General features: G+C 27.6%; 10 protein-coding genes and 1 other RNA gene. 6 read left to right on the top strand and 5 right to left on the bottom strand.

The annotated features are described in order from the left end of the window. The first annotated feature begins 42 nt into the window (after nt 1-42). Together ABJG40_RS08990 and ABJG40_RS08985 are read left to right on the top strand one after the other, a co-directional pair. Nucleotides 43-6,648, top strand: a complete 6,606-nt coding sequence (locus ABJG40_RS08990; protein ID WP_348024254.1) for an MG2 domain-containing protein — start codon at nt 43-45, stop codon at nt 6,646-6,648. 50 nt (nt 6,649-6,698) lie between these two features. Further along, nucleotides 6,699-7,145 carry a hypothetical protein gene (locus ABJG40_RS08985; RefSeq protein ID WP_348024253.1) on the top strand — a complete coding sequence of 149 codons (447 nt, stop codon included), beginning with the start codon at nt 6,699-6,701 and terminating at the stop codon, nt 7,143-7,145. A 32-nt stretch (nt 7,146-7,177) separates the two neighbouring features. On the opposite strand, the gene ABJG40_RS08980 is transcribed toward ABJG40_RS08985, so the two are convergent. Together ABJG40_RS08980 and ABJG40_RS08975 are read right to left on the bottom strand one after the other, a co-directional pair. Continuing rightward, a complete protein-coding gene (locus ABJG40_RS08980) occupies nt 7,178-7,477 on the bottom strand; it encodes a TfoX/Sxy family protein (RefSeq protein ID WP_348024272.1) in 300 nt (99 codons plus the stop codon). A 56-nt stretch (nt 7,478-7,533) separates the two neighbouring features. Continuing rightward, nucleotides 7,534-8,523 (bottom strand): M28 family peptidase, encoded by a 990-nt coding sequence (locus ABJG40_RS08975; RefSeq protein WP_348024252.1) that lies wholly within the window; start codon nt 8,521-8,523, stop codon nt 7,534-7,536. Between the two features lie 68 nt (nt 8,524-8,591). On the opposite strand from ABJG40_RS08975, the gene kdsA reads away from it, so the two are divergent. Continuing rightward, entirely contained in the window at nt 8,592-9,410 is an 819-nt protein-coding gene (gene kdsA, locus ABJG40_RS08970) for a 3-deoxy-8-phosphooctulonate synthase (protein ID WP_348024251.1), read from the top strand. A gap of 104 nt (nt 9,411-9,514) precedes the next feature. Here kdsA and ABJG40_RS08965 read toward each other — a convergent pair whose 3' ends face one another. Then, nucleotides 9,515-9,886: a DUF1801 domain-containing protein gene (locus ABJG40_RS08965; RefSeq protein ID WP_348024250.1), complete on the bottom strand. Its 372-nt coding sequence runs from the start codon at nt 9,884-9,886 to the stop codon at nt 9,515-9,517. Between the two features lie 34 nt (nt 9,887-9,920). On the opposite strand from ABJG40_RS08965, the gene ABJG40_RS08960 reads away from it, so the two are divergent. Then, on the top strand, nt 9,921-10,448 hold the full coding sequence (locus tag ABJG40_RS08960; RefSeq protein ID WP_348024249.1) for a hypothetical protein: 528 nt from the start codon (nt 9,921-9,923) through the stop codon (nt 10,446-10,448). A gap of 279 nt (nt 10,449-10,727) precedes the next feature. Here ABJG40_RS08960 and ABJG40_RS08955 read toward each other — a convergent pair whose 3' ends face one another. Beyond that, nucleotides 10,728-10,949: a DUF3820 family protein gene (locus tag ABJG40_RS08955; RefSeq protein WP_348024248.1), complete on the bottom strand. Its 222-nt coding sequence runs from the start codon at nt 10,947-10,949 to the stop codon at nt 10,728-10,730. Further along, nucleotides 10,950-12,158: an NAD(P)-dependent oxidoreductase gene (locus ABJG40_RS08950; protein ID WP_348024247.1), complete on the bottom strand. Its 1,209-nt coding sequence runs from the start codon at nt 12,156-12,158 to the stop codon at nt 10,950-10,952. A 243-nt stretch (nt 12,159-12,401) separates the two neighbouring features. Here ABJG40_RS08950 and ssrA point away from each other — a divergent pair. Then, nucleotides 12,402-12,794: a transfer-messenger RNA gene (gene ssrA, locus ABJG40_RS08945) on the top strand. 471 nt (nt 12,795-13,265) lie between these two features. Continuing rightward, nucleotides 13,266-14,345, top strand: a complete 1,080-nt coding sequence (locus ABJG40_RS08940) for a glycosyltransferase (RefSeq protein WP_348024246.1) — start codon at nt 13,266-13,268, stop codon at nt 14,343-14,345. Nucleotide 14,346 lies beyond the last annotated feature (1 nt).

Below are 14,346 nucleotides of genomic sequence, written 5' to 3'. Positions count from 1 at the left end.
GACTGATTTGTACGTGCTTTGATAGCATTAAATCTATTGACTATGAAAAAAATTATAACAACTTTATTAATGATTATAACATTCTCTTCTATTTCTAAAGCACAAAATTCTTTTGAGAATCTTTGGCTAGAGGTAGAAAAATTTGAAATTGATAACTTGCCTAAATCCGCTTTAAACAGTGTAGATAAAATATACTCGAAAGCAGAACAGGAAAATAATGCTGCACAAATAATAAAAACGCTTTTTTATAAAAGTAAATTTTCATTAATTTTAGAAGAAGATGCTCAATTAAAAGTAATTGAAAACATTACAAAACATATTTCTAAGAGTAAATTTCCTACTAAAAATGTTTTAGAAAATGTTTTAGCTAATTTATATTGGCAATATTTTACGCAAAATAGATACAAGTTTTACAACAGAACAAAAACAGAAAATAAAGTTGATGAAAATGATTTTAGAACTTGGGATTTAGACACTTTATTTGAAGAAATTCATACTTATTTTAATGCTTCATTAACAAAAGCAAAAATTTTACAGAAAGTAAATATTCTAGATTTTGCTGATATTTTATCAATTCAAAAAGATTCTAAAAAATACAGACCAACTTTATATGATTTTCTAGCAAACAATGCTTTAGAGTTTTACAAATCATCTGAAACGTCTATTACTAGACCTTCTTATAAATTTATAATTGATAATCCTTCTTATTTAGAAGATTACAAAACGTTTTCTAATTTAAAACTAGTTTCTAAAGATAGTTTGTCTTTGCAATTTAATGCTTTAAAAATCTATCAGAATTTAATTCAATTTCATTCGAAAGAAAATAACATTGATGCTTTAGTAGATATTGATATTCATAGGTTAAACTTTGTAAATCGAAATGCAACTTTTAATGATAAAGAAACTGTATTTCTAGCAACCTTAAGCTCATCAAAAAACAAATTTGATAAAAATGAAGTTAGCGGAATTTATGCTTTTGAAATTGCTAAAATTCATAGAAATAAATCAGAAAATAAAATTGCAATTTCTATTTGTGATAAAATCATCAAAAAATTTCCAAAAAGTTTAGGATCAAAAAACTGTACAATTCTTAAAAATCAAATTAAAGAAAAATCACTTTCAATCACTGCAGAAAAACACATTCCTGTTAATACTAATTCTAGATTATTAATAAATTATAAAAATATTGATAGTCTATATTTTTCTGCATATAAAATTACAACTGATGAACTGTATCAATTCAATAGAAAATACAAATTAGAAGATAAAATTAAAATTATTGCTACTTTAGAAAAAGTAAAAACTTGGCAATCTAAACTTAGAAACGACTATGATTACATACAACATTCTACAGAAGTAATCGTTCCTCAATTTGAAAATGGAAATTATTTAATTGTAACTTCAGAAAGTGAAGAATTAAAAGAAGGTTTTATTTATGGAACAGCAAATTTACAAGCTACTAATTTATCTTTAATAGAAAACTCTTTTGATGGAAAACACAATTATCAAGTTGTAGATAGAAATACAGGTAAACCTATTAAAAAAGCAAGAATTATTCTCAAAAACAATCATTCTCATGAAGATAAATACATCAACAAAACATTAACCACAAACAAAAATGGTTTTGCTTCTTATAAAAGTAATAAAGATTATAATAATGTAGAGATTACAGTTAAAACAAAAAATGATTTTGCTTCTTTTGGCGATCGCTTTTTATCAAAAATTGATGCAAGAAATTATAATAAAAATGAAGATGATGATATTATTATAAAACCTTTCATATTTACTGATAGAAGTATTTACAGACCAGGACAAACTGTTTATTTTAAAGCGATTGTAATAAAAAAACAAGGTGATACATCTGAAGTTTTTAAAAACGAATTTGTCGAAATTAGTTTATACGATGTTAATAATCAAAAAGTAAAAACACTCGACTTAAAACTAAACGAATTTGGTTCTGTGGCAGGAGAGTTTATTTTGCCAAACAATGGTTTAACAGGTGAATTTACGATCGAAATTGAAGAAGGGGGTTATGAAATAAAAAGTGAATTTTATGATAATGAAGATTTTGATTTTGACTACAATTCTTCTACCACAATTTTAGTAGAAGAATACAAAAGACCAAAATTTGAAACAGCTTTTAAACCTGTTACTAAAAGTTTTAAAATTAATGATTCTGTTACTGTAAATGGTTTTGCAAATGCTTTTTCTGGTGCAAAAATTACAGATGCAACAGTTGTATATAGAGTGCATAGAAAAGTGCAATACCCAAGTTGGTATTATTGGCGAAGACCAAATCCTAGTTCTAGTTCTCAAGAAATCACACATGGAGAAAGTGTTACGAATGAAAATGGAGAATTTGAAATTATCTTTAAAGCAATTCCAGATGAAAGTGTTTCAAAAGAAAATCTTCCTGTTTTTACTTATCAAATTACTGCAGATGTGACTGACATCAACGGAGAAACAAGAAGCGCAACAACAACTGTAAAAGTTGGTTATCATTCTTTATTAGCAACAATTTCTTTGGATGATAAAATTGATAAAAGCAAAAATGAAATAAATTTAAATATTGATACAAAAAATCTCAATGGTGAGTTTGTTCCTGCAAAAGGAATCCTAAAAATATACAAATTAAAAGCTCCTACAAGCCCCTTAAGAAAGAGACCTTGGTCTACACCTAATTATCAAGATATTTCTGAAAACACATTTAGAACATTATTTCCTAATGATCCTTATACTGATGATGAAACTGATGAAAAAAATTGGAAAAAAGGAACTCTAGTTTTTAGCACTAAATTTGATACACAAAACTCAAAAGAAATTCAACTTAACACTATAAATAACTGGATTTCTGGAAAATACATTGCAACTTTAGAAAGCAAAGATAAATTTGGAATGGAAGTAAAAGATGAATATAGGTTTTCACTCTTTTCATCAAAAGAAAAACAAGTAGCAGACAATAAATTATTTCTCATAAATACTGATAAGTCTTTTTATCAAGTTGGAGATGATGTTGAAGTAAGCATAGGTTCTGCATCAAAAAACATAACTGTTGTTATTCAGGTTGAAAAAAACCATAAAATTATACAGACATATTTAGTGAAGATAAATAACTCTACTAAAACCATAAAAATTCCTGTAAAAAAAGATGATATTGGTGGTTTTGCTATAAAATATCATTTTGTAAATTACAATTATTTTGAAAGTGGAAGCATGCTAATTAATGTCCCAGAAAAAGAGCATTCTATAGATATAGAAACTAATATTTTTAGAGATAAACTACAACCAGGACAAGATGAAACTTGGAGTTTTACTATTAAAAATGATAAAAAAAACGCAGTTACCGCAGAAGTTTTAGCTTCTATGTATGATGCTTCATTAGATGAATTTAAAGCTCATAACTGGAATTTTAATCCAATTACACCAAAATCCACTTATTATTCTTACAGTACTAGTAATGCAAATCAAAGTTTTGAAAACACTTTTTTTAATATTAGAAACAACCAAAGAAGATATTATAATTTTATTACGAATTCTTACAACCGTTACAATTGGTTTGGGTTTAGTTTAAACGGAAACAAATGGCAAAATCAACAATATTTAAGAAATACCAAAAGAAAAATAAATAGTATTAGAACTAATTTTGATGGAACGATCTCTGGTTATATTGAAGATGAAAGTGGAATGGAATTACCAGGAGTTTCAATAACAATTAAAGGAACAAAATATGGTACAGAAACAGATTTTGATGGTTACTATTCTCTCAAAATAAAAAAAGGTGATGCTTTAGTTTTTAATTACATAGGTTTTAATTCTCAAGAATTTTTAATTGAAAATCAAACTAATTTAAATGTAAAATTAGAAGAAGATGCCTCTCAACTAGATGAAATTGTAGTAGTTGGTTATGGCACTCAAAAAAAATCTTTTCTTACTGGAGCTGTTAGTAAAATAAGCGCAGAGGCTTTAGAAGGTTCTGTTGCAGGTATTCAAATCATGAGAGACAAAAAAGCTTTAGAATCTTCTCAGAAAGTAAAAATAAGAGGTGCTGCAAATATTACTGGTTCTAACTATCCATTATATGTAGTAGATGGAGTTATTGTTGATAAATTCGATATAAATCAAAATGAAATTGCAGAAATGTCTGTTTTAAAAGATGCTGCAGCAACTTCTTTATATGGTTCAAGAGCAGCAAATGGAGTTGTTATTATTACAACTAAATCTGGGTTAGCCAAATTAGACAAGGAATTATCTAAAGTAAAAGCAAGAAAAAACTTTAAAGAAACAGCTTTCTTTTTTCCACAATTAAGAACTGATAAAAACGGACAAGTAAGTTTTAATTTTACAATCCCAGAAGCTTTAACTCGTTGGAAATTGCAATTATTGACACATACAACAGCATTAAAATCGGCAACAAAAACATTAACTACTGTTACTCAAAAAGAGTTAATGGTAGTGCCAAATACACCTCGTTTTTTACGTGAAGGAGATAAAATTACTCTAAGTGCAAAAATCACCAATTTAACAAACAACGTTTTAAGTGGTTTTGCAAAATTGATTTTAACTGATGCAATTACAGGAAAAGAAATAAATCTTGATTTAGAAAATACAAATTCTAATAGAAACTTTACAGTTGATAAAGATGGAAACACCAATGTTTCTTGGCAATTATCAATCCCAGAAACTGTGCAAGCAGTTCAATATAAAATTGTAGCAAAAGCTGGCGATTTTTCTGACGGAGAGCAAAATGTATTACCAGTTTTATCCAACAGAATGTTGGTTACAGAAACATTACCAATGTGGATTCGCTCTAATCAAACTAAGACTTTTACGTTAAATAAATTAAAAAACAATACTTCTTCAACCTTAAAAAATCATAAGTTGACTTTAGAAATGACATCAAATCCAGTTTGGTATGCAATTCAATCTTTGCCATATTTAATGGAATATCCTTATGAATGTGCAGAACAAACATTTTCTAGATATTATGCAAATACATTGGCGAGTTTTGTTGCGAATTCAAATCCTAGAATTCAAGAAGTATTTAATGCTTGGAAATCTTCTGATGCTTTACTTTCTAATTTAGAAAAAAATCAAGAATTAAAATCGTTGATTATTCAAGAAACTCCTTGGTTAAGAGATGCACAGTCAGAAACCGAGCAAAAGAAACGTATTGCTTTATTATTCGATTTGAATAAAATGAAGAATATGAAGGAAAAAGCCATTAATAAGCTAAAAGATATGCAGATGAATTCTGGTGGATTTCCTTGGTTTAAAGGTAGCAGATATGCAAGTAATTTTATCACACAACATATTGCAACTGGTTTTGGTCATCTTCAAAAATTAGGAGTTACAAATTTTGATAAATCGACTCAAAAAATGATTGAAAAGTCTGTAAAATATTTAGATGATGAATTATTAGTACAATACCACAAACTAATTAAAAGAGCTGAAGAAAGAAAAGAAAGAGCCAAAACAAAAAGCGAAGAAAAAAGAGTTTATACTGAATATTTGGCACAAAATAATCTGAGATATTTTACCATTCAGTATTTATATATGCGTAGTTTTTATAATGTTATTTCTTTAGATGACAACTTACAAAAAGCAGTTGACTATTACAAAAAGCAAACTATAAAATATTGGAATGATTACAACTTATATGCAAAAGGTCAAATTGCTTTATCACTATTTAGAAGTGATGAAAAAACAGTTGCAAACAAGATTTTAAAATCTTTAAAGGAAAATAGTATTACTTCTGATGAATTAGGAATGTATTGGAAAACAAATACTGCAGGTTACTATTATTATCAAGCTCCTATAGAAACGCAAGCTTTACTAATTGAAACTTTTTCTGAAATTGAAAATGATACTAAAACAATTGACAATTTAAAAGTCTGGTTACTTAAAAATAAACAAACAAATAGATGGAAAACTACCAAAGCAACTACAGAAGCTGTATATGCTTTATTGTTAAATGGGACTGATTGGATTTCTGTAACAGAAATGGTTGATATAAAAGTTGGTAATAAAATTATTCAACCAACAAAATTAGAAAATGTAAAAGTTGAAGCAGGAACAGGTTATTTTAAAACTTCATGGAATGGAAATGATATTAAAAAAGAAATGGCAAATGTAACCATCAATAAAAAAGGAAATGGAATTGCTTGGGGAAGTTTATATTGGCAATATTTTGAAGATTTAGACAAAATTACTTCGGCTGAAACTCCTTTAAAATTGAATAAAAAGTTGTTCTTAAAAGTAAATTCTGATTCAGGTAAAGAGTTAAAAGAAATTACTGATAAAACGCAATTAAAAATTGGCGATTTAATTACAGTTAGAATAGAATTAAAATCTGATAGAAACATGGAATTCATACATATGAAAGACATGAGAGCTTCTGGAGTTGAACCTATAAATGTACTTTCTAAATACAAATGGCAAGACAATTTAGGCTATTATGAAAGTACAAAAGATGCAGCTACCAATTTCTTTTTTGATCGTTTACCAAAAGGAATTTATGTTTTTGAATATGATGTTAGAGTAAATAATGCTGGTAATTTTAGCAACGGAATTACAACAATACAAAGCATGTATGCTCCAGAATTCAGTAGTCATTCAGAGGGTGTTAAAATTTCTGTTCAAGAAAAATAATTTTGGCATATTTGTTGTAAATAATTCAATTTTAAAAACAATTTTAAATTATGAAAAAAATAGTACTAGGTTTCAGTTTATTAGTTGGTTCTATATTTACTATAAACGCACAAGAAATATCTGACAATACAATTGGACTTCGTTTTGGAGGTGGAAATGGAGCTGGTGGAGAAATTTCTTATCAAAAATATTTGGGAGAAAACAATCGATTAGAAATTAATTTAGGTTTGGCTAATGAGTTTACAAATTTTAAAGCCACTGGTTTATATGAATGGGTTTGGACTTTAGAAGATAAATTTAATTGGTACGCTGGTGCTGGTGGAGGAGTTGTTTCTGCTAACGGAACAGGTGTTTACGCTGCTGGTGTAGTTGGTTTAGAATATAATTTTGATGCTCCTATTTTACTTTCTTTAGATTACAGACCAGAAATAGGAATTGCAGGTGGATTAGATGGTCTAAATTCTGACATCGCATTATCAGTAAGATACCAATTCTAAAACAATATTTTTTATTACTAAAATCCTCTAAATTAATTTTTAGAGGATTTTCGTTTTTTACTAGCTTTTGCCAACGGATTAAAATCTAAAGCTAATTGTAACCAATAATTTAAGTTTTCATCTAAATCTATGGCTTCATCACTTAAATAAACAAAACCTTTCATCCGTTTTTTAGTAAAATCCATACTTCTACAACCTTCTTTCTCTAAAGATTCTTCATAAATATCTGGATTTATTCTTGCCATTATTTGGTCTTTCATAACACCCATACACATTTTTTCATCAACCATAAAAACAAAACCTCCAAACATTTTTTTTGCTTCAAAATGGATGCTTTTCTCTCTAAAAAACTAAGAAACTCTGTCGGCTAAATATTCTGAATAAGCCACTATTTCTTCTTTTCTTCTAATACAACTCTAGTTGGCGTATCTTGTCCACTAATAATACTTTCAGTTCCTTTTGCAACTGCTTTAATTGTTTCAGTAACAACAGTCATATTTAATGTTTCAGCTTCATCTGAAGCTTTATGATAGTCTTTATCTGTATCTATTGGAGAAGTAGAAAAAGTATGAGATGGTACGCCTAATTTTGCTAAGGATGCATTGTCTGACCTAAAAAATAAATTGAATTTTACATAAGGATCAGGATGTAAAGTATAACCAGAACCCTCTAAATTCTTTTGAACAATTTCACCAAAATCAGAACGCTCAAAACCTGTTAACCAAGCAGTATTTGGACCAAAACTTGGCACTTTACCAATCATTTCTAAGTTAATACCTGCAACAAATTTAGAAGCATCAATTCCTTTTCCAAAATGAGTAGAACCAATTAACCCCATTTCTTCTCCTGTAAACGCAACAAAAAGAATGGTTCTTTCATTATTTCCTTTCGCTTTAAAATACTCTGCTAAAGTTAAAACTCCTGTAACACCAGAAGCATCATCATTAGCACCATTGTAAATACTATCTAATTCTCCTTCTTTTTTCCTGATTCCTAAATGATCATAATGTGCAGAAACCACAACAATTTCATCTTTTTTGCTTTTCCCCTCAAGAATTCCAATAATATTACTGGTTGTAATTTCTTTTTTAGACCTTCTATCTGTAAAAGTAAACGTCTGTCTGTAATTTTTTAACGTATCAAAAGTACTTAAACCAATTCTTTTAAACTCATTTTCTATATACTTTGCCGCTTTTTCAATTCCTGGAGTTCCAGTCATTCTACCTTCCATATCATCATCAGCCAAAGTATATAAATGTTTTTTTACGGTTACAGAATCTATTGTAGCTTCTTTTTTTGCTAAAACTTCTTTTTTAGGTTTTGTTTTACATGAAAACACAAATGTTGCTAATAAAACTAAAGCGAATATTTTTTTCATTCTTATTTGATTTTAAAAGCTTAAATATAGCTAATTTTATTTCGTATTTTTGCTGAAAATTTTTCAAAATGGATTTATCTCTAATACCAAATATAAAACATACAGATTCTAATAATTTCTTTTTACTAGCTGGCCCTTGTGCTATTGAAGGAGAAGAAATGGCTTTAAGAATTGCTGAAAAAGTAATTACAATTACTGATAAATTAGAAATTCCTTATATTTTTAAAGGAAGTTTTAAAAAGGCAAACAGAAGTAGAATTGATAGTTTTACAGGAATTGGAGATGAAAAAGCCTTAAAAATTTTACGAAAAGTTTCCGAAACTTTTAAGGTACCAACTGTTACAGATATTCACGAAGTTTCTGATGCTATAAAAGCTGCAGAATTTGTAGATGTTTTACAAATTCCTGCTTTTTTAGTTCGTCAAACAGATTTGGTAGTTGCAGCTGCAAAAACGGGTAAAGTTGTCAACTTAAAAAAAGGACAATTTATGAGTCCTGGCGCAATGAAACATGCAGTACAAAAAGTAAAAGATGCTGGTTCAGATAAAGCTTGGATAACAGATAGAGGAACCATGTTTGGCTATCAAGATATGATTGTAGATTTTAGAGGAATTCCTGAAATGCGCGAATTTGCGCCAACTATTTTAGACGTTACGCATTCTTTACAACAACCAAATCAAGTAGCTGGTGTAACAGGTGGAAGACCAGATATGATTGAAACTATTGCCAGAGCTGGAATTGTAAATAATGTTGATGGTCTATTTATTGAAACTCATTTTGATCCTGCAAATGCAAAATCTGATGGCGCAAACATGTTACATTTAAATAATTTAGAAAGTTTATTAACCAATCTTGTTGCCATTAGAAAAACGATTAATAAATTATAGATTTTTTTGGGCGTTTTAACAGGCTTTCCATTCTATCTTTTTTTCGTTCCTCAAAAAAGGATGCCATTGCAATCCTTAACGCGCTTACTCAATTTTAGAAAGAATTAATTTCTTTTATAAAAGCCTTTATCTTTTAGTTGATGTGCTTCTTCTAAAACGGTTAATAATATTTCTTCGTTAATTTCATTTATAGAAGTATAACGAAGAGATTTTACAACTTTTCTGTTTTCAGAAATTAAAAACTCATTGTATTTTGTTAAGTGAGTAGAAACCCAAAACACAACATCTACATAGCCTTTCTTTTTAGACGGATTTAAATAACAGAAAGGTTTACCATCTAAATAATAAAAAGGAATTTTCCATTTAAACTGCAAATCTACTTCAGGAAAACTTCCTTCAATTAAAATCTGCAAATGCAATAAAATAGATTTAAAAGGTTCTGGTTGATTTAAAATATATGCTTCTGCTGGTTTCATTTTGTATATTAGCTGAATTAAAAAACACAAATTAATGCAGGATAATTTACAAAATAATTTCACATTAAAAAACCTTACTAGCATCTTAATAGGAGGTTTAATATTAGCCTTTAGTTACTTTTTAAAAACAACTTTAGATGCTATTCTTTTAGATGACAGTGTTAATAATGTCATTTTTGGGTTTATTATTACTCTTATTGTATTATCAACTCTAATTTTATTTGTTGACGGAAAAAAAACAGCAAATAAAAACAAAACAACTCTTTGGAATACAAAAACCAAATTAGCTACTAAAAAATACCTTATCTGTTTTGCTTTTATCCTTTCTATTTTAGCATTACTTTTAAATCTAGAGTATTTAGCATACCTCACTCCTACTTTTTTAATTTTATATGGAGTTTTATTATTTTTATTTAAAAATAATAAACGTAAAAACTTACTTGTTTTATCTGGTTTGTGTTTATTATTAGCTACAATGTGCTTTTTAATTCCTTCTTATTGGTATTCTTCAATCTCTATAATTGGTATTGCTCATATTGCTTATGGAGTTGTAACTAGGTAAATTATTAAAAAAAAAAAAATATTTATTGCTCATTTATAAAATTATCTTTTACTTTTTGTTTAGTTGATATTAATAACGTTTATAGTAATTTAAACGCACAAAAATTTAATACCAAAAACGGTAGTTATTATTTTATAGAGTTTCTACAAGAATCAGATTTACAAAATTGGTATCCTTCTGAGTATACAAAAACTTTCAAACTAATTAGTATTGGAGATTTAGTAGCATATACATTAGGTATAATGACAATTTATATGACCGAAAATTATTTAAGAAGAGCTAAAACTTCTTCCTAATTTCTCTAACAATATCTTCTAAACCATTTAATTGAAGTTCGTAAACGAGCTCCATTTGTTTCCCTAATTTTCCATTAGGGAAACCTTTATTTTTATACCAAACTATATAATGCTCTGGCAAATCAATTAAGAATCTGCCTTTGTATTTACCAAAAGGCATTTTCATCTTAGCTAAATCAATAAGAAATTGTTTGTCTTGTGTCATTTATTCTTTTCCGTCTACAAAATCTTGTAAGTAAGAAAAACGTTCTGTTAGTTTTCCATTTTCTGTCATTTTAGCACGTTCTAAAACTCCATCTCTATCATTATTAAAAAAAGCTGGAATAACATTTTCTAAAAACATCTCTCCAAAACCTTCGCTAGCATCTTTAGGTAATTCACATGGTAAATTATCTACAGCCATTACAACTATTGCATTATTCTCTTTATAATTTACTTCAGATGCTGTTGCTGGATTATAACCATAAATAGGATCTGCAATTGTAGACGCTTTTATAGTTGATGCAACTGGTCCATCTACATCACAAGAAATATCTGCCACAAATTTTATATTAAATTCTTTCGATTTTGCATCTTCTCTAGTAAATAAATAAGGTGCTCCATTACCATAAAAATGACCCGCTATAAAGAAATCTGATACTTTTGCAAAACGCATAAAATCTGAATCATAATTTTCTGGATGATTATAAAAATCAAAATTATCTATTACTTTTCCGTCTTTACGTTTATTATAATCTAAAACATCTGCCAAACAATAAACAGCATCATCAAAAGAATTGTTTAAATATTCTTCTACAGAAACTTCTTTAATATGCATTGCATCTAGCATTTCTTTAGCTCCATAGGCAACTTTTCCATTTCCTGTTAAAAGAATTTTAAATCCTTTTGGTAAATCTATTTTATTCAATTTGTCTATCAATTCTTTTTGACTATCTAAAGTTTCTGCTTTAGGTAAATTAAAAGTTCCTTTGGTTAAACCAATGGCTCTAAAACCATTATAAGCACCTACAATACCTGCATAACGTCCAAAACCAATTAAACGCATTCCGTTTGCACCAACAATGGTTTCATGATCATACAATTCTATATTTTTTTCTAAAATTGCTAATAACAACTTTCTATTATAAGGTTGTTTTTTTATAGTGTGACTAAAGAAAAAGTATTTTTTATTTGGAATTAATGCTTCAATTGGCACTTCTTTTACACCAATTAAAACATCACAATCAGAAACATTATTTGTTACTTCTAATCCTGTGTTTTTATATGCTTCATCAGAAAAAAATCGAATATCTGAACTTTCTATTTTTATAGTTGCATTTGAGAATTTATTATTAAATTCTTTTAATTTTTCTGGTGAAAAAACTACTCTTCTATCTGGTGGGTTTTTACGTTCTTTAATGATGCCAAACTTCATATTTCTGTGTTTTTAATATTACTGAAACGTGTACAATTTAATTGGTATAATATTTGCTCGAAGATATTAGAATTTATAATGCTAAGCAACTGTATTTTTTATACTTTTGCAAACCGCGTTAAGGATTGAACGGCTTGTTTTAGTTCTTTTGTGAAATAAAATGGAACAAAAAACGAGTAGTGAAAGCCTGACTTTAGCTCTGAATGCTTTCAGAGCAAAGTAACGCCCAAATTATAAATAACTGGGGACGACTGGTTTTGACAGCGAGGACAGTAAATTTGTAAGCATACCAAGGCATGAAATAATACTTGTAAAACTGATTTCAACTTTTTAAACGGCGAAGATAACTACGCTTTAGCTGCTTAATCCGAATTATAGTAGGATTGGCCTAGGCACACAAGGTGTGCAAGCTTTATGTCCACGAAAAGCCCTGATTTACGGCGTTTCATTTTTGGGCATCGTAAAAGTAAATATAGAAAACTTGGATCTTTGACAAGTTTTTGAAACTAAAAAAGATAAGTTTAAAGTGGATTGTTCTTAATCAGCTTTAGATCGAAAATTAAGAAAGAACTAAGTATGTAGAAAGCTTTTTGGCTGCTTGTTTGGACCCGAGTTCGATTCTCGGCGTCTCCACAAAAATAAAAAACCTCCAATATCTGGAGGTTTTTTATTTTTTAATTTACTATTTGAATTTCTCTTGGTATTTCTCTTTTTACTACAAAAGAATTTAAAATAAAAGGAACTTTTAAAAATTTTGTTTTACACCTATAGCATTTATAATACTTTGCTTTTGGTACTAATTTTAAAATAAAATTTCTTTCTAGTCTTCTTCTAGAACTAGATTTACATGTGGGACATTTACACATTTTTTAGGGGGATTAAATAAAGTTAATAAATACTTTTAACTTTTTCGTGCAATTATTTATACGCTAAATTTATAACAAATAATTTATATAATATTATTTTTTTATGAATTATTTTATTAAAAAAGTAAAAATAAATCCTTAATAAATCATTTTTATTAAATTAAAGACTTCTTTTATCTAAATTAAAAACAAGCAAATAACTTAAAAAGTATATTTTTGTTTAATATTTTAATTAATTCCTTTGAAAAAAATAATAGTTTCTGTAACCAATGATCTTTCTACAGACCAACGTGTAGACAAAGTTTGTAATACTTTAAATAATAATGGTTATTCTATTATACTTGTAGGAAGAAAACTAAAAAACAGCAAAAACTTAAACAGAAATTATCAAACAAAAAGAATTCGATTATTTTTTAATAAAGGTTTTTTGTTTTATGCTGAGTTTAATTTAAGACTATTTTTTATTTTACTTTTCACAAAAAAAGATTTTCTTTTATCTAATGATTTAGACACTCTTTTACCAAACTATTTAATAAGTTTATTACAAAAGAAAAAGTTAATTTATGATAGTCATGAACTTTTTCCAGAAATACCAGAACTAATTCATAAACCTTTTGTGAAAAAATGTTGGTCTTATATAGAAAGTTGGATACTTCCTAAACTTAAAAACTCTTATACCGTTTGTATGAGTATAGCTGATTTTTATGATAAAAAATATAGTACTAATTTTAATGTAATTATGAATCTACCAAATAAAAAGAAAATTAAAATAGATTCTTTTCCTTTTAGTACGGAAGGAAAAAAAATTATATTATATCAAGGAGCAATTAACCTTGGTAGAGGCCTAGAATTGATGATTGAAACTATGCCTTTTTTAAATAATTGTATACTTGTTATTATTGGTTATGGTGATATTTATAACGATTTATACAACTCTGTTAGAGACAAAAAACTAGGTGATAAAATTCATTTTCTTGGAAAAATGTCACCAGAAAAATTACATAAACTAACTCCTTTGGCTAATTTAGGAATTAGTGTTGAAGAAGATTTAGGTTTAAATTACAGGTTTGCTTTACCAAATAAAATCTTTGATTATATACAAGCAGAAATACCAATCTTAGTTTCTGATTTACCGGAAATGAAAAGAATTGCAATTGACTATAAGGTTGGTGAAATTGTAAAAAATAGAAACCCTAAAGATCTTGCCAATCAAATTACAAACTTATTAAACAAAGATTTTTCTGCACAATTAAAAATAGCAAAAGAAAAACTAATTTGGGAAAAACAAGAAGAAAAGTTGGTAGAAATATTTAAAAATTAAT

Origin of the sequence: Polaribacter sp., from assembly GCF_039939415.1 — a bacterium.
In the GTDB taxonomy this organism is placed as follows: Bacteria; Bacteroidota; Bacteroidia; order Flavobacteriales; family Flavobacteriaceae; genus Polaribacter.
Note: the sequence above shows the minus strand (reverse complement) of the source record. Positions and strands in the feature narration are given on the sequence as shown.

Coding starts and splice junctions, on each gene's coding strand:
- kdsA (WP_348024251.1), top strand. CDS start 8,592: ATGGATTTATCTCTAATACCAAATATAAAACATACAGATTCTAATAAT.
- ABJG40_RS08955 (WP_348024248.1), bottom strand. CDS start 10,949: ATGACACAAGACAAACAATTTCTTATTGATTTAGCTAAGATGAAAATG.
- ABJG40_RS08990 (WP_348024254.1), top strand. CDS start 43: ATGAAAAAAATTATAACAACTTTATTAATGATTATAACATTCTCTTCT.
- ABJG40_RS08985 (WP_348024253.1), top strand. CDS start 6,699: ATGAAAAAAATAGTACTAGGTTTCAGTTTATTAGTTGGTTCTATATTT.
- ABJG40_RS08960 (WP_348024249.1), top strand. CDS start 9,921: ATGCAGGATAATTTACAAAATAATTTCACATTAAAAAACCTTACTAGC.
- ABJG40_RS08975 (WP_348024252.1), bottom strand. CDS start 8,523: ATGAAAAAAATATTCGCTTTAGTTTTATTAGCAACATTTGTGTTTTCA.
- ABJG40_RS08950 (WP_348024247.1), bottom strand. CDS start 12,158: ATGAAGTTTGGCATCATTAAAGAACGTAAAAACCCACCAGATAGAAGA.
- ABJG40_RS08965 (WP_348024250.1), bottom strand. CDS start 9,886: ATGAAACCAGCAGAAGCATATATTTTAAATCAACCAGAACCTTTTAAA.